This is a genomic window from Chryseobacterium fluminis (assembly GCF_026314945.1).
GTDB classification, from domain to species: domain Bacteria; phylum Bacteroidota; class Bacteroidia; order Flavobacteriales; family Weeksellaceae; genus Chryseobacterium; species Chryseobacterium fluminis.
In genome coordinates this window covers 4,908,803-4,933,081 of sequence record NZ_CP111121.1, presented here as the reverse complement: position 1 = coordinate 4,933,081, position 24,279 = coordinate 4,908,803, and the positions used below count along the sequence as shown (strand labels likewise).

The window sequence follows — 24,279 nt, the reverse complement described above, 5'->3', positions numbered from 1 at the left end:
AGGCCGTCTCGCAACTCGTGTAAACGGCCTTTTTCATGAAGTTTTCCTGTATCCCTATACGAGAAAGATTTCGTTTGAACGATTCTCAACCCACATCGTTTAGTTGTAATACATCTTCATTTAGTGATAATATATCTCATAAGCACAACCATCACAATTTTGAAGCTGCGGAAGAATCCAGAAACCAAAACACCTTTTTCTCATCTGAATTGATCAGCCGTCCGGGATATTGACAGGCTGAACCTGATTTGTCCTCCAGCACATGAAAAACAGCTTCAGATTTTTCCTTTCCGAAAACCAAAAATGCGATATGTCTTGCCTTATTAATTAATGGAGCGGTCATTGTAATGCGAAATATTTCAACCTCAGCAACAAAAACTGATTTTATCGTGGCCTCCTTCTCTTCCAATACGGGAGTATCAGGAAATAGCGAAGCGGTATGTGAATTATCACCGAGTCCCAGAAGAATAAAATCAAACTCAACCGGTTTTCCTGAAAAATGTTTTGTAACAGCATTCCAGTATTTCTGAGCCGATTCCTCCGGTGTACCTGAAGTATCAACTTCGAAAATGTTCGTTTTTTTAATTTTCAGTGGGTTAAACAGCGCCTGTTCAGCCATTAGAGAGTTTCTTCTGCCATCATCTGCGGGTACGAATCTTTCATCACCGAAGAAAAAACAGACTTTGTCCCAATTGATCTTGTGTTTAAATCTTTCGGAGGCCAGCAGTTCGTATAGCTTCTGTGGTGAACTTCCGCCGGAAAGTACGAAGTTAAATTGTCCCCGTTCCCCGATGGCTTTTTCCGAAGCCTCGCATATCATTTCCGCCAACTGGTCCAATAAGTCGTCAACCTCTTTAAATATCTTTAAATCCGTCATTGTTTGCTCTTGTTTTTGTGTGGTAAATTGATCCAATGAAATCCATCTTTTGCAATGAGTGCTTCTGCATTTTCAGGACCCCAGGAATTGGCAGGGTAATTGGGAAAATTGGTCATTTTATTATTCTCCCAGTAATCAAGGATCGGCATGACAACCTCCCAGGCTGCCTCTACCTGATCTGCACGCATGAATAAAGTCTGATCTCCTGAAATCACATCCAATAAAAGCGTTTCGTAGGCTTCCGGTGAATCTGTTTTGGTTTTTCCTGAATAATCGAAGGTCATATTTACCGTATTCAGGGTCATTTCAAGACCCGGCGTTTTACTTTCAAGCTGAAACCTGATCGCCATATCGGGCTGGATACTGATGATGAGCCTGTTTGCTTTCGGAAGATTTCTTTCGTCATTGCTGAAAATGTTATGCGGGACTTCCCGGAACTGTACAATGATATGCGAAGCCGATTCGAAAAGTCTTTTGCCGGTGCGCAGGTAAAAGGGTACTCCCTGCCAGCGCCAGTTATCAATATGAAATTTCATGGCCGCATAGGTTTCCGTATTAGAATCTGCAGAAACATCTGATTCCTCACGGTAGCCGGAAACTTCTTTTCCCTCTACCCAGCCGGAACCATACTGGCCTCTCACTGCAATATTATCTATCATTCCGGGTGCGATTTTCCGTATCGCCTTCAGCACCTCAACTTTCCGGTCACGCACAAGATCAGCGTCAAAATTTACAGGAGGTTCCATCGCAACAATGCATAATAACTGCAGCAGGTGATTCTGGATCATATCCCGCAGGATCCCGGCATTGTCGAAATAACTTCCCCGGTTTTCCACACCGATCTGTTCTGTTACAGAAATCTGGACATGCTCAATATAAGTCCGGTTCCATAAAGGCTCCATAATCGTATTGGCAAAACGGAATGCCATTACATTCTGAACGACCTCTTTTCCTAAATAATGATCTATCCTGTAAATCTGCTGCTCATTAAAAATAGTCAGCAGATTAGCATTTAAAGCTTTTGCGGATTCGAGATCCCTGCCAAACGGTTTCTCAATAATGATACGCGTTCTGTCTTTATCATTTTCCAGTTTGCTTTTGGAAATATTTTCGGCGATGGTACAGAACAGATCAGGAGATACGGCACAGTAGTACAATACTGAAGCATTCTGCTTCCATTCTTCCTGTAATGTTTTTATTTTTGAGTAAAATTCATTGTAAGAATCCACATTGTTAATATCCGCTGCCTGATATGAGATATGTGAAGAAAACTCAGCCCATTCCTCCTCTTTAGCTTTACCTTTTCTGGAAAATTCATTGATTCCCTCCAACAGGGAATCACGGTATTTCTCATCACTGAATTTCGTTCTGGAAGTTCCTATTATGGCAAATTTTTCAGGAAGACGTTTTTCAAGAAACAGATTATACAGGGCAGGGATGATCTTTCTCTTGGTGAGATCTCCGTTGGCCCCGAAAATAATTAAAACAGTGGGATGTATTGTTATATCTGACGTGCGTGGCATAGTTAAATTTTAAAATATTGTTAAACTGATTATTCCTTAATATTTTCCATGACCCATTTGGTATGAAATACGCCTTCCTTGGCTTTCAGTTCGTAGGTATGGGATCCGAAATAATCTCGTTGTGCCTGAATAAGGTTAGTCGGCATATTTTCGCAGCGGAAATCATCAAAATAAGTTAAGGATGCGGAAAACGCAGGAGTCGCGATACCGTGCAGGACAGCATCTGAAACCACCGTCCGGATGCCGGTAATGCTTCTCTTGAGATCTTCAGAAACCGATTTGTCGAGGAGCAGATGCTGCAACTTAGGATCCTGATTGAAAGCAGCATAAATATCCTCCAGAAATTCGGATCTTATGATGCATCCTCCGCGCCATATTTTGGCAATAAGGTCTAAGTTTAGGTCATATTTAAATTCTTCATTCGCCTGATACAGCAAGTGCATGCCCTGGGCATACGCTGAAACCATGGCAAAATAAAAGGCCTCTTCAAGCTGGTCACAATAGTCGGCACCACGGTCCTCATACTTCATTTCGGTCTCATCAGGATACATTTCTGACGCCTGTACTCTCAGCGATTTTAATGTAGAAAGATCTCTCATGGAAACTGCAATATCGATGACGGGTGTGGGAAGGTGCAAATCCATGGCTGCCTGGGAGGTCCATTTTCCGGTACCCTTTGCCTTGGCTTCATCCCGAATATTATCAAGCAGAAAGTCATTTTCACCCTCATTTTTGAAGGCAAAGATATCGGTTGTAATTTCCAGCAGATAAGATTTCAGACGACCCTGGTTCCATTTCTTATATACCTCATGGATCTGTCCGTTATCCATTCCAAGCCCCTTTTTCATGATCTCATAGGATTCGGAGATTAACTGCATGATGGCATACTCAATACCATTGTGTACCATTTTCACAAAGTGTCCTGCCGAACGGTTTCCCATGAAAGCTACGGTAGGTTCGTTATTAACCTGGGCAGCAATTTTTTCCAGAACAGGTTTTATCATTTCGTAGGCTTCTTTATCTCCTCCCGGCATCATACTCGGACCGCGGCGGGCTCCTTCTTCTCCTCCTGATACCCCCATTCCCACAAAATGAAGACCTTTGCCTTCCAATTCCTGATATCTTCTTTCGGTATCCGTATAATGCGAGTTTCCACCATCGATAATAATGTCACCTTTATCCAGAACACCCAGCAATTCATCTATAACATGATCTACGATCTCACCGGCAGGTACCAGCATCATAACGATCCTCGGCCTTGCAAGACTGTCTGTAAATTTTTTCAAGTCTGAAAATCCTTCAATATTTTCATTATCCAAAGCATTAAGGGCATTTACTTTTTCAGGGCTGTTGTCGTATCCTGCACAAGGGTAGCCGTGGTCTGCGATATTTTGTAAAAGGTTGGAGCCCATGGTTCCCAAACCGATCATGCCGAATGCATTTTTATTTTCTTGTTTCATAATAATATCTTCCTGTAAATTTTGCATTATCTTTTTTATTTATTTCAATGTTTGATGTATACGCTTAGTCTTCTATACTAAATCATTGAGAAATACTTAGAATATCGAAAGCCTGAAAATTCCTGTTGGGATTGTCCGGATAATTCATTGCTATTATATTCGTTAATGATTTCAAATTCTTTTATTTTTTTTCTACCTTTTCCTGCTTTAAAATTAAATTTAGAACAGGTCTTGAATTATTTCTATTATATGCCATTTTCCAGGGCCTGGATTTTCCCAAGCCGTCGCAAATGTCTTTCAGCACCGATAAACCGGGCATTTAAAAAAGCTGAAACCAGTTCTTCTGCAGCTGCATGTCCTGTTACACGTCCTCCGAGACAGAGTAAGTTCATATCATCATCCTCCACGCCCTGGTGTGCTGAAAAATGATCTGAAACAAGGGCTGCACGGATGCCGGAAATCTTATTAGCCGCAATACAGGCACCCACACCGCTGCCACAAATTGCTATTCCCCGCCAAACGTCTCCCGAAGCAACAGCCTTTGCCAAGGGAATGACATAATCGGGAAAGTCATCGCTGTTATCGAGTTCTGTGGCACCGTAATCCACGGGTTCCAACTGTTTTTCCATCAGAAAAGATTTTATTCTCTCTTTAAGTTCAAACCCTCCATGATCTGCACAGATTCCTACTTTTCTCATTGCTACAAGCATTTTCCTTTTGTTTTTAATTAAGCTGATTTTTTATGAAAGTTGCTATACTAAGTTCGTGAAAAATCCTGTTACTTTTTCAAAATTAGAGCTTTTGCTGTTTTTATCACATTTTCTACCGTAAAACCATATTCTTTCATGATTTCTTCAGCCGGTGCAGACTCACCAAACCTATCGATTCCAATAACCTCTCCATCGTCAGTCGTATATTTCATCCAGCCAACCGGTGAACCCGCTTCCACAGCTAATCTTTTTCGAATACTTCGCGGTAGCACCCGTTCTTTGTATTCATTACTTTGTTTATCAAATAGATTCCAGGAAGGCATGCTGACCACCCGTGCGTTAATATGGTCTTTCTCCAGCTCCTCCTGTGCTTTTAAAATTAAATGAACTTCCGATCCGCTGGCGATAAGAATGACATCAGGTGTTCCTTCAGAATCTGAAAGAATGTACGCCCCTTTTTCAAGATCTTTCGCTGTTGTATATTTATTCTGATCGATGACCGGAATTTCCTGCCGGGTCAATGCAAGTGCTACCGGTCCGTCTGTATGCTGAATCGCTACCCGCCAGGCCTGTGCCGTTTCATTGGCATCTGCCGGCCGGATAACAGTCATATTGGGAACGGTCCGCAATCCGATGAGTTGCTCTACCGGCTGGTGGGTTGTTCCGTCTTCACCGAGACCGATGCTGTCATGGGTAAAAACCATGATTGGACGTATTTTCATCATCGCAGCGAGTCGCAGCGGCGGACGCATATAGTCTGAGAATATTAAAAATGTGGCGCCATAAGGAATGAGATAATTACTTAGAGCCATCCCGTTAAGGACAGCACCCATGGCATGTTCACGGATTCCATAGTGGAAGTTACGCCCATCCCGCTGCTTAACGGCAAAGGACGGATAACCGTCCAGCATTGTATTGGTAGAAGGGGACAGATCTGCTGAACCGCCGATCAGCTGAGGCAGGTCTTCCGCAATGGCATTTAAGGTCTGACCCGAAGCCTTACGGGTTGCGATGGGTTTACCGGTTTCAAAAACGGGCAGTTTATCTTGCCAATCTTTTGGCAACTGACCGGAAATAACGGCTTCATATTCTTCGGCAAGGTCAGGATATGTTTTTTTATAATTTTCATACAGCTTGTTCCACTGCTTTTCATTTTCCGAAGAATCTCTGCCTGCTTTATGGTAAAAATCCAAAACATCGGGAGGGACGTTAAAGTCTTTTTCCTGATCGAATCCAAAATTCTTTTTAACCAGGCGAACCTCATCTATTCCCAGAGGCGAGCCATGGGCAGCCGCAGAATCGCGCTTGTTGGGACTTCCGTAACCAATTTGGCTGTGGACTTTTATGAGCGACGGACGCCCGGTTTCCTCCTGCGCATTCCTGATCGCAGCAGATAATGCTTCCAGATCATTGATATCCTGCACCTCCTGCACATGCCATCCATACGCCTGAAACCTTTTGGATACCTCTTCATCAAAAGCGAGATCAGTCGCTCCTTCTATCGTAATATGGTTGCTGTCATAAAAATAAATCATATTTCCCAATCCCAGGTGTCCTGCAAGTGATGCGGCTTCGGCAGAAACCCCTTCCATAAGGTCACCATCACTGCAAATGGCATAAATTTTATAATCGAAAATATTAAAATCCGGACGATTATACCGTTCAGCCATATACTGCTGGGCAATGGCCATTCCTACACCATTGGCAAATCCCTGTCCAAGAGGACCTGTTGTCACTTCTATTCCGGGCGTCAGCCGATACTCCGGATGCCCGGCAGTAATGCTGTGCAATTGCCTGAATTTTTTGATATCGTCAAGGGTAATTCGATATCCGGTCAGATACAGATAACTGTACTGCAGCATGCACGCATGTCCACAGGATAGTACAAACCGGTCACGATTGGCCCAGTCCGGATTTTCAGGATTGTAATTCATAACTCCCGACCATAAAATATGCCCAAGCGGAGCTAAGGCCATAGGCGTGCCGGGATGTCCGGAGTTTGCTTTCTGTACGGCATCAGCGGCTAAAATCCTTACCGTATCAATGCATTTCTGAATTAAATTTTTATTTTCCATTTTCTATTCTTACTGGGTTGTATTATAAACTACCGGCTAAACCTTTTACATAATTTCAAAAGGAGACAATATTTATCAATTCAATATTTATTTACGTACAATTTTAAAAACTGACGGACATTTCCTGCTAATACTTTTTACTGAAATCACCGCTTGTTATCTGGTTCAAAAGGAGTTGAAAGATCTTTTAATGATGTTTTTAACAGTAATCCTTTTATGGTAGCTTTTACATCAAAACTGTGACCATTTAAAAAAAAACCAGCGTTAATTTATTAGAATATTATTAAAATTAATCGTACAATAGGACCAGTTATTTTATCGTTATTACAATCTATGCTCAGTACATTTTTCAACTGCCGGCATTCCTGGTCTGATTACGAATTGCACATCCGAGGTATACTCTATTTTTAGATTGAAAATAATAATTACAACAGGGTATAACAATGGTTAACAATTAAAAATAAATTTAAAATTATAAACCGAACAGTTTAAAATGCTATATTTGCAGCATAATGGCAAGAAAGAAAGAATTTGAATACGAAGAAAAGCTAGATGTGGCTATGAATCTCTTTTGGGAGCAGGGATATCATGTAACATCGCTCAGTGATCTCGAGAATCATATGAAGATCAACAGAAGCAGCATTTATCCCACTTATGGTGACAAAAAAGAACTTTTACTGAAATGTCTCGATAAATATCAGAAGTCTAAGCTGACAGAATATCAATCTTTTCTCACAACCAGCAGTGAAAATGCCTTGGAAGATCTCGTGAAAATACTGGACATGTCCGTACAACAGAGCATCCGCGATCATAAAGTATGCCTGGCTGTAAGAATGATCTTTGAAATTGCGATGGTGGACCAGGAGATTAATGCCATGCTGGCTGAAAATGAGAAGAAAATTGAAAAGGTTTATCTGGCCATTTTGCAGCGCGGTATAGAGCAAAGACTGATTAAAAAGGAACTGGATATAAAAACGGCTGCCTCATTTTTTTCAAGTTCTTCTACTACTCTACTCAAAAATTTTGTCCTTTATAATAACAAAGCACAAGTTGATGCAATGATCAGTCTATGGATCCAAATGATCAGATGACAGATCAGTCATTATTAAATAGCGTAATCTGTCAGAAGCTCTTCTCCGGTTACGAATCTATATTTTTTTATCCTATTTTAAACCGTTCAGTTTATTATGAAAACAAACTTAAATAAAAGGGCAGCCTACATCGGATGTCTGGGTGTTGTCGGAATTATCAGCACCGAATTCGGAGTTATTGGTATTTTGCCCCAAATTGCTCAGTATTATCATATTAACATCGCAACAGCCGGATACCTTCTGAGTATTTTTGCTTTATTCATCGCTGTCACAGGACCATTTACGGTGTTACTTGCTTCCAGGTTCGATAAGAAAACGATCATGCTCTCTGCCATGGGATTATTTTTAATTTCAAATGTATTTTCGATCTTCAGTCCGCCTTTTCTAATCTTAATGATCCTCAGGATATTGCCTACTTTTCTGCACCCCGCTTTTTTCTCGATGGCCATCGCCGCAGCGGTAAAAGGAACATCACAAAAGGAACAAATGAAACTCACAGCTGTCATCATCGGGGGAATTGCCTTGGCCCAGGTAACAGTAATTCCCTTAAGCACGTTTATCGCCAGCTTCTATTCCTGGCAGTCGACCTATATCATCCAGGGATTCATAATCCTGCTCACGATCCTTATTATTATCAGGTATCTTCCGCCTATGCCCAATGAGCAGCCTGCGTCTTTTAAAAGTCAGCTTTCTATACTTACCCGGTCCAGGTTTATTTCAGGTACGCTTCTGAATCTGTTTTTGATCACGGCCTGGTTTTGTTCCTACAGCTACTTTGCAGATTACCTCAGCAAAGAAAAAAATATGAGCGAAAGGGAAATAAGTATTTTGTTGCTGGTATTCGGTGCCATGGGTGTCGTTTCCAATTATGCTGCCGGTAAGCTTTTAGGAAAGAACATGTTCCGGACCGCTTTATTATTCACGGCAGGCTTATTTATCGTTCCTTTCGCATTTCAGTATACCGGTGATTCATTTTTACAGGTTATCCTGGTGACCGGTCTCTGGGGAATTATGTACGGACCGTGTTTTCTGATCGGTGTCGGTTATATGATCTCAGCTGCACCCCATGCTAAGGAATTTGCCAACAGCCTTCAGACTTCATTTGGAAATCTTGGAGTTTCATTAGGAACATCGGTGGGCGGTTTTTTTATCTACCGGTATGGGATCTCGGTTACCCCCTGGGTAGGGATTATATTTGGGATTATGGCTGTTATAGTGATCATCTGGCGTATGTATATGGATAAACATTACCACAAAAAAGAATAGGAAATTAAGTGGTGATGACTAACATAGTATGTTGGACACTTCAGTTTTTCTGCCAAAAATAGGTGGTCATCCTGCTTTGAGCAAGCACTCTGGAATTTTTGTAATATTACTTTCCCTTACAAATATTCCATATTATGATTAACAGAAAATCTATTTGTACAGATAATGCCAAAATGCTGCAATTGCCAAAATAGATAAAATAAGTACTGGAGCAAATAAGCCCTTATCTTCATATTTATTATTCATACAATAAAGGATTTGGATCAATAGTAGTTATCTTTGCTAATGTAATGTGTCGTAGACATATAGCCAGACTTATAACAAGTCAAGTGATATATCCTGCTTATGTCTTTATATCATCTTTAAATATTTTTACAAGATTTTATTTAATTGAATAATCCATTGTATTGATCTAACATTGTAAACTTTATCTTTTAGTTGTAACCGATATCCTGAGATGATTATTATAGCTCATTAATCTACATATATTCATTTATCCAAAACTTAGTGATTTTGAAAAGATTATAAGTTTTATATTTTTTCGCTATATGAATATATAAGATTATATCAGTCGTTATAAATGCGATACCAATTGCCAGATTAATGATAATATCATCCATAATAATTCGATTTTAATTAGCTCCAAGCCCAATCAGGAATATTTGAACCTGAACCTCCATGCTGAAGTAATCAATTTCTATAAGCCAGTGTTAATCCTGCTCTGAATGGACCGAAAAACCACCTTCTGTTTTTTTCATTTCGGTTGTACTTAATTCCTGTACATTTAATTTCGATAAATTAATATTTATTTAATTTTAAAAACATTGTGCACCTATGTTTTTACTTTGGCTAATGTATATCATGATATATTTAAATCCAAATATTATGACTGAGAAATGCAAAAGGTATACTCTTTCATGGTTTTTTATGATTTGTTAGCGTAAATTATTCATAATCATAAGGGTAATAAGTAATTATTTTCCTTCGGACAATTCCATACTTCAGGCTGAATTTATATCTATTGGATTTAGAACTGTTAATAAAAATTATAAAATATTCACATCGGTAAGTGTAACTCTAACATTTAAATTAACTTCCATCTGTGAACTATTCCGAACCGTTAGGATACGTTAGACTTTATAACACAAGTACCAAGACTTCGGACGAATCTTTTAATGCTAAAATCCTATTTTTCATCAGTTAAAAGATGCCCGATATTGGAGAGGCGATAAATTCATCTTAATTTTGAATAATTTATTGAATGATTGAGAACGTTCGAAACCAAGATGATAGGCAATCTCTGAAACGCTCAGATTGGTCGAGCTAAGATATTCCTTTGCTTTTTCGATCAGTATCGAGTGGATGTGCTGTTGCGCACCCATACCGGTGAGCGAGCGCAGGGCATCGCTTAGATAATTCGGAGTCAGATGAAGTTGCCCGGCCAGATACTCTACTGTCAGGATACCTTTTTGCAGACCTTTTTCCGTATCAAAATACGTGTGAATAATCTGTTCTGTTTTGGTCAGTAAATCATTATTTACAGCTTTTCGCGTTATAAACTGCCTTTCGTAAAAGCGCATGCAATAGTTCAGTAACAGTTCAATCTGAGATAGAATCACACTTTGCGTATGATGATCGACATGCTGGTATTCTTCTTCTATTTTATCGAAAATGCCAATCACGTTATGCTCTTCTCTTTCTGAAAGATGCAAAGCTTCATTGACTGCATAGGAAAAGAAGCTGTAATTTCTGATGTTTTCCTTTAACGGATGGCCTGCTAAAAAATCAGGATGAAACGTAAGCACGTAACCGGTTCCCATTGTTTCATTATACATATCGGTCGGTGCGGCCTCAACCGATTGAATCTGATTGGGAGCGGTAAAAGTCATTGTACCATTATCGAAATCATAATAATTCTGTCCGTATTTTATTTTCGACTGGATATTATTTTTAAACGATATGGTATAAAAAGAGGTGGTAAATTTTTGCCATACCTCTGAACTAACAGCGTGCAGTTCCGACACGTTTACCACACTTACCAAAGGATGGAGAGGCGGCGCAACAGATAATAACCGGTGAAACTCGGAGAGGGATTTTATATTATGCATTATTTTTCAGATTTTAAAACTAAACTCAGACTTTATCATTTTTGTTTGAAGTATATATAACCCAACAGGATAAGCGCTGCACATTCTATCAACAGCCACCACAATTGCCTTGTGAAAAATCCGTCCAGAACGAAACCTGTCAACCGTGCAATGATGATACCTGCAGTTAAGCCAAAAAGCAGTCCTGATACAATTAGTCTCCAGGATGTCCAGTCCGTGAAAAATATTAAAAACAGTCCAAATCCAATCAAAGCACCCCATTTTACTCTTTTCTCTATCATCTGATAACCATCTATTGGAGTAGGCAATTTGCTGAATAAATCGGGTTTGAAGGTTAAACTAAAACCTATAATCAATATAATGACACCTAAAATTTTCAATACAAAATTCATAGCACAATCAAATTTTATTAACTGCCATCCCTAAAATTGCTGACACTTTCATCTGTCAGGGTTATAAAATCCAGTTTTCCTTCGCTCCGGTCTCCTAATGGTGCCTGTATTCCAAATCCAACTTTTACGGTAGAAGGAAGATCTAAACCAAAACACCGTACAAACCTCCATTTGTTACCGTTAACAGAATAATGGAGTCCCCAAAAATCACCTTTACGCGTTATTCGCAACCAACATTTATTTGAAGCTAGTGATTCACCATTCGCATCGTCGGACCAATTGTCTGTAATTACTGAGACAACATTGTAGGTGGTATCCACTCCGAGTTCAACCGCTAATTTTATCCATCGGGTTTCAGTTTCTCTTACCATCAAAAAAGCTGCATCGTAGGCTGAATTTCCTTTTGTCTCAACTTCTGCTTTGATGGTAAAATCGCCATTCTTCTCGATGTAAAAAAAAGCAGCTTCATCTTTGATATATTCTTTGTACTTACAAATAAAATCAGTCTTTGGATTTGCTTTAAGAAGAACCCCGGTATCTGTATGCGTAATATTACAGGCATTCAGACTGTTATCGAAAATGGTTTTCATATCTATTTTTTTAAAGTTCTTAACTTTGATATATGTTTCTTGCCTGTTAAAGAGGTTGCTGATTGACTGATCAGAAAAATTGTTTTCTGATCTCTTTTCTGAATTCCTCAGAACCTATTTTAAGCCGTCTCTCATACATCGATATTGTGTCTTCACCTGCAAAGTAACGAATTTGGTCCTTACCGTCAGTAGCGGCTTCATAAACAATTTCAGCAACCTGTTTGGCCGGTATGGCATTATTCATCATCTCGGTGCTGGCACCGAATAACTTATCCTCCAGATTTTGATAGGCCGGATGTAAACTTTTTGCAAGTGAGCGGTCTAAAAAATCTGTGGCCGTAGCTCCGGGTGCAATTGTTTTGATACCGATATTATGCAGACTGAGTTCAAAAGACATACTTTCTGACCAGCCTTCTATTCCGAATTTTGCAGCATGATAAATAGAATGCAAAGGAAATCCAAAGAATCCTCCCATGGATGTTGTGCTGATGAACAGACCTTTCTTATTTTCTCTAAAATTAGGTACAAATGCCTGGGTAACCCTTATTACTCCTAAAAGATTGGTATTCAGCTGCTGTACGATCTGATCATCGGTACAGGCTTCCAATGATCCCATCAATCCGTAACCTGCGTTGTTAAAAACCACGTCGATATCGTGTAACGAAATCGCTTTGGCAGCAATCTCTTTGATCTGCTCCAAGTCGGTAACGTCTAGTGGTAAAAGCGTAACATTTTCTAATGTTGCTAATTCTGTATCCTTTTCAGGTTTCCGCATCGTAGCAATAACGTTCCAGCCTTTTGACTGAAATAATTGGGCAGTAGCTTTACCTAGTCCTGAAGATGCTCCGGTAATGAAAATCGTTTTTTGCATTATTTCTTATTTTTTGTTTACTATGCAAAATTCGCCAACTTCCAACAAACAAATGTTTCCATTTCACGGCTGGTTGTTTCCAAATTTTTATTATCAGATCAACCAGATAGCATTACAAAAACTTAATTCCGTGCTGTATATTCTTACGGAAAATGACTTATTCTACCGACGAACCTCTTCTGATTTGAGAACAGATGACATGCAAATGATGCATATAATGTTTATACCTACTGTTTTGGTCTACCAAGCAACAATCTCTACAAATATCCGGGCTTGTGACCGAAAGATCGCGGATATTCAGAACCTAATTCATAAGCTGTTTCTGAAATTGATAATCAGAAGCAGATCATTTTTCTTTTGCTTTTTCAATAATTTTATTCCGGATGCGTTGTTGTGCAATTTTGTCCGGTTCAGGAATTGCCATCAAAAAAGTTCAGCCCTATATAACCAATGCAGAAAATTCCAGTCTGCTATTTCCTAATTTCTTTTGCATCATTGTTTTTAATACTGACCTTGGTCCGTTACAAAACTGCAAATTGTAGTTTTATAAAAATGAGCCTGATTGACGTGTTTAGTCAGATTTTACCTATCCTCTAACCAAAATCTGATATGAACCAATCGTCAACCAACTTTATATTAAAATAAATTTTAATTAATTAATGTTTTACGATAATTAATTATATATTTGCATTAACAAATTTATTGATCATCTTATGAATCAGAGTAAAAACATTTCACAGATCCTGTTTTACCTTTGTACCTTATTATCTGCGGGCTATCTTACCACATTTCTCTATTCGGTATTTTGCCTGTTGACAGGTTTTGCTGTTATTCCCTATAAAAAAGATCATTATCTGCATATTAATTATCCGCTTACCGGGAAGCCTTTTCTGAACATCGAAAATAACTTTCCCTATATCATCCTGTCTTTTTTATTGGTTCTATTAACCTATGGAATCTTTTTCTGGTTGTCAGCAAAAGTGTTCAGGGTTTTCTTTCAGTCAAAATTATTTACAGAAGGAAACATCATTCACCTTAAAAGATTTTATATCTATAACATTTTCTTTCCTTTACCGCTGGTCATTATAGCAACCTTCTTTGTGGAAGTGGAAAGTTTTATCTGGGGACTGGTCTTTATTCATTTCATGCTGGGAATTTTCTGTTATTTCCTTGCTAATATTTTTAAACAGGGATTACATTTACAAAACGAACAAGATCTATTTATATAAAAATGCCAATTATCATCAACTTAGACGTCATGCTTGCCAAACGAAAAATGCAAAGTAAAGAATTGGCAGAGAAGCTGGGCATCAGCACGGTCAACCTTTCTGTACTCAAAACGGGAAAGGCAAAGGGTGTTCGTTTCGATACGCTGGAAGCCATCTGCAAAGCTTTGGAATGTCAGCCTGGAGATATTCTTGAGTATAAAGAAGAATAAGTAATATATCAAAAAGCTTTTTTGACCTTTAGTTATTAAGCTTTACCAATGACAGTTTTACGCACAATTTGAAAAGCAACGGTAACGTTGCCAGGATTTCTATGACCTAAATCAATCCTATGAACATTTTAACAATTAACAATCTTAGCCTCATCTACAAAAATGGTTTTCAGGCCATTAAGGATATTTCCTTGAACATAGAAAACGGTATATTCGGTTTATTGGGACCCAATGGAGCCGGAAAATCATCATTAATGAAAATCATAGTGGGACTGCAGAAACCAACTTCAGGAAAGATTATGTTCAACGGTATGGATGTTTCTGAAAATCCTGATCATATCAAACAGAATCTCGGATTTCTGCCTCAGGATTTCGGCGTTTATCCCAGAGTATCTGCATACGATCTCTTGCAGCATATCGCTATTTTGAAAGGAATTACAGACAGTTCCGAACGGAAAAGCCAGATTTTGAACCTGTTGGAAAAAATTAATCTTTCTGATTTCAAAAATAAGGAAGTCCATACCTTTTCCGGCGGAATGCGGCAGCGTTTCGGTATTGCCCAGGCATTGCTGGGAAATCCTAAGATCATTATTGTTGACGAACCGACCGCAGGTTTAGACCCCGAAGAACGAAACCGGTTTAATTCTTTACTTAACGAAATCAGCAATGATGTGATCGTAATCCTTTCTACGCATTTGGTTGAGGATGTCCGGAATCTGTGTTCAGAAGTAGCCATTATTAACAACGGAAGGCTCCTCACAAAGGGAAATCCAAACAAACTGATCGCCGGGCTGGAAAATAAAATCTGGTCGAGACCCATCCAAAATGATCAGTTGGAACATTTCCAGTCCAATTACAGGATCATCAGCCAGCAACTGATCGAAAGAGAATTATATATCACTGCTTTCTCGGAACGGTCGCTTCCCGATTTTACGTCAGTACATCCATTGTTGGAACACGTCTATTTCAACACGCTTAGCCAAAACTCATAGTTATGAATGTTTTATTTTTATTTGAGGTCAAACGTACAATCCAGCGTTGGCCTGCATATCTTATTGCCTTAATTCTACTGTCGATCGGCATTTTCTGTGGAAACCAGTTCAATCTGACAGTCGGAGAAGGAATTTATTTAAATTCACCTTACACCATTGGTTTTATGACCGGGTTATTGAGTTTGGTCATCATCTTTTTTGCCATCATTTTTGCCCTCCAGGTGCTTTTTAAAGATTGGGATTCAAAATTTGATATTCTCATTTTTTCGTATCCGTTTTCAAAACGAACGTATTTATACGGGAAGTTCCTTATATTTTTCCTGCAGACTTTTATCAGTTTCATATTTTTGATGATCGGATTTGTAATCGGACAGAACCTAAGAACGGGAAGTGAAATTCAAACCTGTTTTCATTGTTGGCATTACCTCTATCCCCTTCTGATTTTCGGAGGTATTAATTGTTTTTTTGTGTGCAGTTTTTTATTTTGCCTCTCGTTCAGCACGAAGAAAAAGCTTTTGGTCGTGGTAGGTGGCCTGTTTCTTTATGTTCTTTATATGATCATCCTGATATTTTCCAATTCTCCGTTTGTGACAGGAAGTTTACCGCAATCACTGGAAACACAGCAATTATCGGCCTTGATCGATCCATTTGGTATTTCATCCTATTTTTTTGAAGCAAGAACATTAACATTTCAACAAAAGAATGAATTGACTGTACCATTTTCTGGATACTTACTGATGAACAGAATCGTTTTTATGATTATTCCGATCGTCTTTTTGGTATTAACTTACAGGATATTTTCATTTTCTCCGCTTTCCGAAAAGAAAAATAAAGGTAAAAGCAAAAACCAGGTGCCGAGTATTTCTTTTACTAAAAATTCAGAACCTTTTACAACCACGAGATCTTCTTTTGGATTTATTTCTGATATAAAATCCGTCTTATCTTTTGCAAAGACCGACCTTATTTATCTTTTTAAAAGTATTACGATTGTAGCCGTTTCAATATTGCTCTTATTTTTTGTAGGAATGGAAATGTACGCTGAAATAGAAAAGGGAATTCGTCTTCCCCAGCAATATGCAAGCTCAGGATTGATGTCTACCGCCATTTCGGAAAATTTTCATCTGCTGGGAATGCTGATTGCCAGTTATTTTATTAATGATATGTATTGGAGAAGCCATTCATCAGGATTTTTACTGATCGAGAAAAGCACCTGTTTTTCTAAAAACAAACTGAACGGACATTTTCTTTCCAGCAGTATGTTATTTTTCTTTCTTACTGCCATTTTAATTGCAGAAGGATTGATATTTCAGTTTGTTTACAATTATTTTCACATCGATTGGAATGCGTATTTGGGAACAGTTCTTTTTAACACCTTTCCGCTGATCCTTTTCTCAACCTTTATTCTGTTGATCAATGACAATATAAAAAATCGATTTATAGCGCTGGGAGTTTCTGTGTTTGCAGGCTTTACACTCGCCGGCCCGCTTTCAAAAAAGATCATCTCCAATCCATTATTGGGAATATTTTCGGATTATAAGGGCGTTTACAGTGACTTTAACGGATATGGAACTTATGCCTTAGCTTTTGCAGAAAGATTGTTATTCGGATTAAGTATGATTGCTTGTTTTTGGCTGATCAATAATTGTCTCAAAACAAAAAAATGGGATACCCGACAACTCATTTTCACCGTCATTATATTATCTGTTGGTTTTTTTGCCGGGAATATTTTTATGGAAGGCCATATTCCTCAAAATGAGGACGAAAAAATGATGCAATCAGTCCAATACGAACAGAATTATAAGCACTATAAAAATCTTGCACAACCGACGGTTACAGATGTGATCACTGAAATACACCTTTATCCATCTGAAAGTTCTTACATGATAAATGGAGCCTATCAACTGATCAATCAAACTGACAGACCCATAGAAAAGGTCCTGATTAATTTCAATCCCGGTCTCCAAATAGAATCAGCGAATTTCACCACAGATTCTGAAGTAAAAAAAATCGATCAGCAAGTGACTGAAATTAATTTAAAACAACCTTTAAAGCCGGGAGAAAAAGCCAGTTTAGATTTTAAATTTTTTTATCATTGGTCAGCTGTGAATGGTCACGATTCTTTCAATTCTATTATAGAAGATGGATCCTTTTTAAGGATCAGCCGATATTATCCTGCTTTTGGATATCAGGTAGGTCGTGAAATTGAAGATGAAGAAAAACGAACAGAATTTAAGCTGGGAAAACAATCGGAATTAAAAAAATTAGAAACTCCTGGAGTATTCAAAAAAGATTTCATTAATCTGGATATGACCGTTTCCACAGAAAAAGACCAAACTGCTGTAGGAACCGGAGATTTAATTCACCATTACCGTAAAGATAACAGGAACTATTTTCATTACAAATCAAATGGAATTCCGTTTCGTTTTGCGGTTTCTTCTGCCCGATATCGGTTAAAAAGCATCGTTTATAAAGGGATAACGTTCAATATTTTCTATAACAAAAAACATCCGGAGAACGTAGATCATTTACTTGAAAATGCAAAAATTACGTTGGATTACTGTACACAAAATTTTAGAAAATATCCATTCAAAACCATCAGTTTTGCGGAAGTTTCTTCTTTTACAAAAGGTTTCGCGGCTACCGCTTATCCATCATCTATTTTTATGACGGAAGATGTTCTTTTCCACGCCAATATTCATGCTGATCAAAATCAGGATGTCATCAATGAGCTTGCCGGACACGAACTTTCGCATCTCTGGTGGGGAAACAGCCAGATCGATCCCGATAACAGAGAAGGTGCAACAATGTTAACTGAAACCTTAGCTATGTATACCGAAATGATGCTTTACAAAAAGATGCACGGTAAAGAAAAAATGCTGGAAAAATTAAAGGCGCATCAGCAGATCTTTGATAATGAAAAAGGCTTATCTGAGAATCAGCCACTCTATAAAGTGAGCGGTGAGAATACTCATATTTCTTATTCAAAAGGTGCTGTTGTTATGGTAAAAGTAAGCGAACTGATTGGAGAGGACAAGGTAAACAAAGCCCTTAAAAATTTCCTTTTACATAATCAATATCCTAAAAAACCTACAAGTTTGGATCTGCTGAAAGAGTTTTATAAGGTAGCTCCTAATGAAGAGGTCAGGAAAAAAGTGGACAATTTATTCAGATCGACATAGCATTTAAATGTATATCCAAATATTTTCAGTAAAAGATGATATTGACAATTGTCACAAAAAATTAGGGGTCATATGACTTTGTACAAGAAGCCCCTTTTTTACCAATTTTGTTCAGGCAATCAATAATAATTGCCAATCAATAAAGAATAAAAAATAGATACTACAATCCATAAACTTTGCGAATAGAATTCAGTTCTTCATCAGGTATATCAATCCAGGTCCGCAGATATTTTTCAAAAATTTCAGACATAATGATGCATTTTTTCCGGAATCTATATACATCAGCTGCGTATAGATTTTCTATAGATCAATCTCTGATGATATTCTTTTTTTATGATTAACTCCCCAATTGCCCAGCATAGATACCAACTCTTTTAATGTTTCTGCATAGTCAGTGGGTATATATTCCACCAGGACAGGGAAACTTTCTGAATCAACAGTTCTTTTTACCAGACCGTTGAGTTCCAATATCTTCAGCTCGTTTGACAGGACTCTGGGAGAAATTCCTTTAACAGAGCGCTGAATCTCATTAAATCTATGATAGCCACTTACCAAAGCAACGATAATTCTAAGCTTCCATTTTCCTCCCAGTACATAGATCGCATCTTCAACTGCCGAAAGACGGTCTGCACATTCAACTTTTGTAAAAGTCTGCGTTTTATTATTTTCCTTCATGACTATCCTTAATATTACTACTATCGTTTTGTATACTACTAATAAAATAATAGTAAATATAAAATAAATTTGTGAAATAAAATTATTTAAAAATGAAGCAACTGCTACACATCATGTCCAGTCCAAAAACTAAAAATTCTGCGAGCCGAAAATTGGGACAGATTGTGATTGAAAAGATTAAAGAAAAATATCCTGATTCAAAGATTACAGCGTATGATCTTGCAGAGAATAAGACAACACATTTGGATGAAGACCGTATAGAAGCATTTTTTACACCTGTAGAAATTCAGACGGAAGAGCAAAAGCATTCTTTAGTAGAGTCAGACCAGGCGATTCAGGATCTACTGAAATCAGATATTCTTGTGATTGAAGCCCCAATGTATAACTGGAATATTCCCAGTACGTTAAAGGCCTACTTTGATCAGATTGCACGGGCGCAGATCACTTTTCAATATGTTGGTGAAGGGGCATTACCGAAAGGCTTAATAAAAGATAAAAAAGCAATCATCGTTACTTCATCCGGCGGGATCTATTCTGAGGGTGAGCTGCTACCGTATGATTTCACAACAAATTATGTCCGTTTCTTTCTGAATCTTTTAGGTATAGAGATTGTAAATATTTTTCGTGTAGAAGGACAAGCCATTTTTGGATTTGAAAATGCTCTGCTAAAAGCTATTGAAAAAGTTGTTATAGATGATCAGTTATAATTTATTAGTTTAAGCTATTTTTGAGAAACATACAATCCTCCTCTACTATCGTAATATATCATTACTGCAAAATAAAAAAATCCCCAATAATTTGGGGATAAAGCTAATAACCATGAAATCTTTATAAAGTAATTCCTCTGCAAAATAATGGCAACCAAAAACATTTGAATTTGATCAATGGTGTTATCCTATTTTTCAAAAGAATAAATATTTTACAGTCGAAGATTAAATACCTGGACCTCCGTAAAAACTAAATCAGCTTCAGAAGTTCCTCGGCTACCTTCTCAGAAGAAGCAGGATTTTGTCCTGTAACCAACCTTCCGTCAACTACTGCATAGGGAGCCCAGTCTTCGACTTTGGTATATAACCCGCCATTCTTTTTCAGAGTATCTTCCACTAAAAAAGGGACAATGTCGGTCAGCTGCACCGCGTCTTCTTCGGTATTTGTAAATCCCGTGACATGCTTGTCCTTAACCAGATATTCACCGTCTATCTTCACGTCCTTTAACACGCCGGGTGCGTGGCACACAAATGCGACAGGCTTGCCGTTGCTATAAAAATCAACGATAAGTTGTTGTGATACTTTATCTTCAGCCAGATCCCACAACGGGCCGTGGCCGCCAGGATAAAATACGGCATCGAAATCTTCACTTCTGACTTCGGATAGTGTATGGGTATTTTTTAATTTTTCCTTTAAAACCTCATCATTGTCCATTCTGCGTGTAGCATCCGTTTGAGATGAGGGATCTTCACTTTTTGGATCAATCGGCGGTTGACCGCCCTTAGGAGATGCGAGTGTTATTTCCACATTCTGATCAGATAATGCGTAATAAGGAGCTGCTAATTCTTCAGTCCAGAATCCGGTTTTTAAACCTGTATTTCCTAATTCATCGTGACTCGTCAGTACGAATAAAACTTTTTTGCTCATTTTTATATTTATTTAATTGTTTACTACAAATTTGGAATTTATCTGTGTTTAAACACAGGATCTAAATCACTATTTTAGTGTGATACGGATCACACTTTTTTGATACACAGACAAATGAAAACCATTTTAATGTCATAGGATTTCTTTATTGTGAAAGACGCTAAGATCTTGCTAGTGAAAATCTTATAAATGCAATCTAAACTGAAAAGACCTGACCGGTCATACCATACAAATTTTAGTCCATCCTCAGAGATTTCCATGATGACCTATCCTTCGGCTAAAGCCAATTGGTATTGGGATTACGTAGTAAGATTTTAAAATCGCAGTACGAAATAGATATATTAATTATGTAAAAGCTTCAGGTTGTAGCTTCGAGAGGTAAAAGACAAAGCGTTCAGATTAGCTCCACTTCTTGCATAGTTGCCAACCTTTATTCATGATCCCAGATTACAGCTTCGAGGAGTAAAAGACAAAGCATTTTTCGGATCAGTATAAAAAGTTGGGGAGAAAAATTAATAAATGTAATTTTACCAGATGTCATCTGAGAAAGAATTATTAAAATTACTGTTACCGGAATATCTGGTTGAATACTTTGATATTACCCATTTTGAAGAAAAAGAAGGATTGCTTCATCTTTATTTTGAGGAAAAAAATACTGTTCCCAAAGAGCTTTCCTCTTTGCATCTACAATCCAAAGGCTTTCATGAAGAAATCACGGTTAATGACTTTCCTCTCCGTGGAAAACCTGTAAAACTTCACATCAGACGAAGAAGATGGACCGATATAAAATCTGGTAAGATCCTGCAGAGAGACTGGAATCTCATTGCCGTTGGAACCCGCATGACAAAGGACTTTGCGGAGTTCTTAAAAAAAATCAGCCGATACTAAAGCCCTTCCCTTAGAAACCATCGGTGAGATGTATGGGGTACAGGGAAAGACATTCCGCAGGCAATACAAAAAATCATTAAGCGGGTTCAAAGACTGGCTCCAAAAGCCCCATGCGGAAGATTGGATTCTTTATCCGGAAAATTGCTCCTCTTCTCTGTCTCTGGATGAAGTTGCTCTTTCCCAGGGAGAATTATACACGGTTCTTACTTCCAAAAAAGCAAAAGGCAGGAAAGGCAGTATTGTTGCCATTATCAAAGGTACACAGAGTGAAGAGGTCATTGAGCAGCTTCTGAAAATAAACAGGAAGCTTCGCAAAAATGTAAAGGAAATTACCCTTGATATGGCCGGGTCTATGAAGCTTATTGCCAAACGCTGTTTCCCTGATGCTATTAAGGTCATAGACCGGTTCCATGTTCAGAAGCTCGCCACTGAAGCCCTTCAGGAATTAAGGATCAACTACCGTTGGGAAGCTATAGAATGGGAAAATAGCCTGCTCGATGAAGCAAAGAAAAACAGGGAGCCTATTGAGATAGAAACGTTTGAAAACGGTGATACCCGCAAACAGCTTCTGGCAAGAAGCAGGTATTTACTCTACAAAAGCAGGGAAAAGTGGACGCCTTCTCAAATGCAGAGAGCTGAAATTTTATTTACAGAATATCCTGATTTAAAGAAGGCATATGGGTTATCGGATGGATTAAGAAAGATTTACAATCAGAATATTCCCAAATCTATTGCCATGACAAAGTTAGCGCATTGGTTCAGGGATGTTGAAACATCAGGTTTTAAATCATTCTCAGTTTTAAGAAAAACAATAATGAATCATTACAGCGGCATCTTAAACTTTTTCGACAGAAGAAGTACCAACGCTTCGGCAGAATCTTTTAATGCTAAAATTAAAAACTTCAGATTACAGCTTCGGGGAGTAAAAGACAAAGCATTTTTCCTGTTCAGACTCTCTCAACTTTTTGCATAGTCCCCAACTTTTGTTCATGATCCCATTTTTCCTGTTCAGACTCGCTCAACTTTTTGCATAGTCCCCAACTTTTGTTCATGATCCATGATCCGATCCATGATCTTTTTTTAATATAAGCACAAAAACAAAAAACGCTGTAAACATTGATGTTTACAGCGTTTTAGCTTATTTTGGTTTCTAACCTGGCGGAGAGTGAGGGATTCGAACCCCCGGACCTGTTACAGTCAACAGTTTTCAAGACTGCCGCAATCGACCACTCTGCCAACTCTCCTTAAACCCCGATGTTATCGTTGTTTTCAGTGGTGCAAATATATAATGTTTTTCAATTCTGACAAAACATTTCTAAAATAAATTTTAATAAACTGAATAAGCAACTAAAAATCAGCGTTATTAATTTCACTAAATACTGATGAATCATAAAAGCTGAGGATTAGAATAAAAAAAACGCATCCCACAGGATGCGCCTTCTATTTTTATTTAAAATAATCTAACGTAATTCTGCCAGGTATTTCTCGGCATCCATCGCCGCCATACAACCGCTTCCTGCTGCTGTTATCGCCTGTCTGTAGATATGATCCTGAACATCACCTGCTGCGAAAACTCCCGGAAGATTTGTTCTTGCAGATCCTTTTTCAGTTTCGATATATCCGTTTTCATCCAGGTCAATTTGCCCTACAAAAATATCGGTATTCGGTTTATGGCCGATCGCGATGAAGATTCCGTGAACATCGACCGTAGATTTTTCCTGAGTCTGGTTATTGATCACCACTGCTCTTTCCACTAAGTTGTTTTCCCCTTCTATACCGATCAGCTCATGATGAAATTTCACTTCAATATTAGGGGTATTCCGAACCCTGTGAATCATTGCTTTCGAAGCTCTGAATTCATCTTTTCGTACCAACATGGTTACTTTATTCACCAGTTTTGCCAGGTAGGTTGCTTCTTCCGCAGCCGTGTCCCCTGCTCCTACTACCACGACATCTTTTCCTCTGTAGAAAAATCCGTCACAAGTAGCACAGGCAGAAACTCCGCCTCCGTTATATTTCTTTTCGTCATCAAGACCTAAATACTTTGCTGTAGCTCCGGTAGAAATAATTACTGTTCTGGCCAGAATTTCCTTACTTCCGGCATATAATTTATGAATGCCGCCTATTTCTTTAGAAAATTCCGCTCTGGTGATCATTTCATAATGCACTTTGGTATCGAATCTTTCTGCCTGCTTTTGCAAATCCATCATCATTTCAGGACCTGTAATTCCTGCAGGATATCCCGGAAAGTTATCGACTTCAGTAGTGGTAGTCAATTGTCCGCCCGGCTCCAATCCTGTGTATAACTCAGGTTTTAAGTCTGCTCTTGCAGCATAAATTGCTGCTGTGAAACCAGAAGGTCCGGATCCAACGATCACACAATCTAAAATGTTTTGCTCCATAATTTGCTTTTCAAAAGATTTAAAAATTTACGACTGCTAATTTCGTCATTTTTAACACGTAATTAAAGTTATTTTAATGATACTTGTCAATATCAACTATGTCAATT

21 protein-coding genes and 1 tRNA gene are annotated in these 24,279 nt (G+C 38.3%); 9 read left to right on the top strand and 13 right to left on the bottom strand.

The window, feature by feature from the left end; all coding sequences use genetic code 11:
* Positions 1-151: 151 nt before the first annotated feature.
* The 5 genes from pgl to tkt all read right to left on the bottom strand — a co-directional run bounded on the left by pgl (position 152) and on the right by tkt (position 6,645).
* Positions 152-877, bottom strand: coding sequence for a 6-phosphogluconolactonase (gene pgl, locus ODZ84_RS22495; RefSeq protein WP_266174759.1), 726 nt, complete (start codon positions 875-877; stop codon positions 152-154).
* A complete protein-coding gene (zwf, locus tag ODZ84_RS22490) occupies positions 874-2,400 on the bottom strand; it encodes a glucose-6-phosphate dehydrogenase (RefSeq protein WP_266174758.1) in 1,527 nt (508 codons plus the stop codon). The genes pgl and zwf overlap by 4 nt, the downstream gene beginning before the upstream one ends.
* 29 nt (positions 2,401-2,429) lie before the next feature.
* A complete protein-coding gene (gene gndA, locus ODZ84_RS22485) occupies positions 2,430-3,887 on the bottom strand; it encodes an NADP-dependent phosphogluconate dehydrogenase (protein ID WP_266174757.1) in 1,458 nt (485 codons plus the stop codon).
* Between the two features lie 218 nt (positions 3,888-4,105).
* Positions 4,106-4,558 carry an RpiB/LacA/LacB family sugar-phosphate isomerase gene (locus ODZ84_RS22480; RefSeq protein ID WP_266174756.1) on the bottom strand — a complete coding sequence of 151 codons (453 nt, stop codon included), beginning with the start codon at positions 4,556-4,558 and terminating at the stop codon, positions 4,106-4,108.
* Between the two features lie 80 nt (positions 4,559-4,638).
* Positions 4,639-6,645: a transketolase gene (tkt, locus tag ODZ84_RS22475; RefSeq protein ID WP_266174755.1), complete on the bottom strand. Its 2,007-nt coding sequence runs from the start codon at positions 6,643-6,645 to the stop codon at positions 4,639-4,641.
* A 512-nt stretch (positions 6,646-7,157) separates the two neighbouring features.
* On the opposite strand from tkt, the gene ODZ84_RS22470 reads away from it, so the two are divergent.
* Entirely contained in the window at positions 7,158-7,736 is a 579-nt protein-coding gene (locus ODZ84_RS22470; RefSeq protein ID WP_266174754.1) for a TetR/AcrR family transcriptional regulator, read from the top strand.
* 96 nt (positions 7,737-7,832) lie between these two features.
* Complete coding sequence (locus ODZ84_RS22465) at positions 7,833-9,002, top strand: MFS transporter (protein WP_266174752.1); 1,170 nt, start codon at positions 7,833-7,835, stop codon at positions 9,000-9,002.
* Between the two features lie 1,196 nt (positions 9,003-10,198).
* Here ODZ84_RS22465 and ODZ84_RS22460 read toward each other — a convergent pair.
* The 4 genes from ODZ84_RS22460 to ODZ84_RS22445 form a co-directional block, all read right to left on the bottom strand.
* Positions 10,199-11,110, bottom strand: a complete 912-nt coding sequence (locus ODZ84_RS22460) for a helix-turn-helix domain-containing protein (protein WP_266174751.1) — start codon at positions 11,108-11,110, stop codon at positions 10,199-10,201.
* Positions 11,111-11,145: 35 nt separating this feature from the next.
* Positions 11,146-11,502, bottom strand: a complete 357-nt coding sequence (locus ODZ84_RS22455) for a hypothetical protein (protein ID WP_266174750.1) — start codon at positions 11,500-11,502, stop codon at positions 11,146-11,148.
* Positions 11,503-11,519: 17 nt separating this feature from the next.
* Complete coding sequence (locus ODZ84_RS22450; RefSeq protein WP_266174749.1) at positions 11,520-12,092, bottom strand: DUF1349 domain-containing protein; 573 nt, start codon at positions 12,090-12,092, stop codon at positions 11,520-11,522.
* Positions 12,093-12,162: 70 nt separating this feature from the next.
* Positions 12,163-12,963: an SDR family oxidoreductase gene (locus ODZ84_RS22445; RefSeq protein ID WP_266174748.1), complete on the bottom strand. Its 801-nt coding sequence runs from the start codon at positions 12,961-12,963 to the stop codon at positions 12,163-12,165.
* A gap of 713 nt (positions 12,964-13,676) precedes the next feature.
* On the opposite strand from ODZ84_RS22445, the gene ODZ84_RS22440 reads away from it, so the two are divergent.
* The 4 genes from ODZ84_RS22440 to ODZ84_RS22425 all read left to right on the top strand — a co-directional run bounded on the left by ODZ84_RS22440 (position 13,677) and on the right by ODZ84_RS22425 (position 18,572).
* A complete protein-coding gene (locus tag ODZ84_RS22440; RefSeq protein ID WP_266174747.1) occupies positions 13,677-14,192 on the top strand; it encodes a DUF2975 domain-containing protein in 516 nt (171 codons plus the stop codon).
* Between the two features lie 2 nt (positions 14,193-14,194).
* Positions 14,195-14,401, top strand: a complete 207-nt coding sequence (locus ODZ84_RS22435; protein ID WP_034966009.1) for a helix-turn-helix domain-containing protein — start codon at positions 14,195-14,197, stop codon at positions 14,399-14,401.
* A gap of 119 nt (positions 14,402-14,520) precedes the next feature.
* Positions 14,521-15,393: an ABC transporter ATP-binding protein gene (locus tag ODZ84_RS22430; RefSeq protein WP_266174745.1), complete on the top strand. Its 873-nt coding sequence runs from the start codon at positions 14,521-14,523 to the stop codon at positions 15,391-15,393.
* Positions 15,394-15,395: 2 nt separating this feature from the next.
* On the top strand, positions 15,396-18,572 hold the full coding sequence (locus ODZ84_RS22425) for an ABC transporter permease/M1 family aminopeptidase (RefSeq protein WP_266174742.1): 3,177 nt from the start codon (positions 15,396-15,398) through the stop codon (positions 18,570-18,572).
* A 300-nt stretch (positions 18,573-18,872) separates the two neighbouring features.
* On the opposite strand, the gene ODZ84_RS22420 is transcribed toward ODZ84_RS22425, so the two are convergent.
* Positions 18,873-19,247 carry a winged helix-turn-helix transcriptional regulator gene (locus ODZ84_RS22420; protein ID WP_266174741.1) on the bottom strand — a complete coding sequence of 125 codons (375 nt, stop codon included), beginning with the start codon at positions 19,245-19,247 and terminating at the stop codon, positions 18,873-18,875.
* Between the two features lie 92 nt (positions 19,248-19,339).
* Between ODZ84_RS22420 and ODZ84_RS22415 the strand changes: the two genes are divergently transcribed.
* Positions 19,340-19,954: an FMN-dependent NADH-azoreductase gene (locus ODZ84_RS22415; protein WP_266174740.1), complete on the top strand. Its 615-nt coding sequence runs from the start codon at positions 19,340-19,342 to the stop codon at positions 19,952-19,954.
* A gap of 250 nt (positions 19,955-20,204) precedes the next feature.
* Here the strand turns inward: ODZ84_RS22415 and ODZ84_RS22410 are convergent, their stop codons facing one another.
* Positions 20,205-20,882, bottom strand: coding sequence for a type 1 glutamine amidotransferase domain-containing protein (locus ODZ84_RS22410; RefSeq protein ID WP_266174739.1), 678 nt, complete (start codon positions 20,880-20,882; stop codon positions 20,205-20,207).
* A gap of 534 nt (positions 20,883-21,416) precedes the next feature.
* Between ODZ84_RS22410 and ODZ84_RS22405 the strand changes: the two genes are divergently transcribed.
* Together ODZ84_RS22405 and ODZ84_RS22400 are read left to right on the top strand one after the other, a co-directional pair.
* A complete protein-coding gene (locus ODZ84_RS22405; protein WP_266172843.1) occupies positions 21,417-21,770 on the top strand; it encodes an ISAon1 family transposase N-terminal region protein in 354 nt (117 codons plus the stop codon).
* 28 nt (positions 21,771-21,798) lie between these two features.
* Complete coding sequence (locus tag ODZ84_RS22400; RefSeq protein ID WP_266172842.1) at positions 21,799-22,743, top strand: ISAon1 family transposase; 945 nt, start codon at positions 21,799-21,801, stop codon at positions 22,741-22,743.
* A gap of 183 nt (positions 22,744-22,926) precedes the next feature.
* On the opposite strand, the gene ODZ84_RS22395 is transcribed toward ODZ84_RS22400, so the two are convergent.
* Together ODZ84_RS22395 and trxB are read right to left on the bottom strand one after the other, a co-directional pair.
* Positions 22,927-23,014, bottom strand: a tRNA-Ser gene (locus tag ODZ84_RS22395).
* 216 nt (positions 23,015-23,230) lie between these two features.
* Positions 23,231-24,172: a thioredoxin-disulfide reductase gene (gene trxB, locus ODZ84_RS22390; RefSeq protein WP_266174736.1), complete on the bottom strand. Its 942-nt coding sequence runs from the start codon at positions 24,170-24,172 to the stop codon at positions 23,231-23,233.
* Positions 24,173-24,279: the final 107 nt, after the last annotated feature.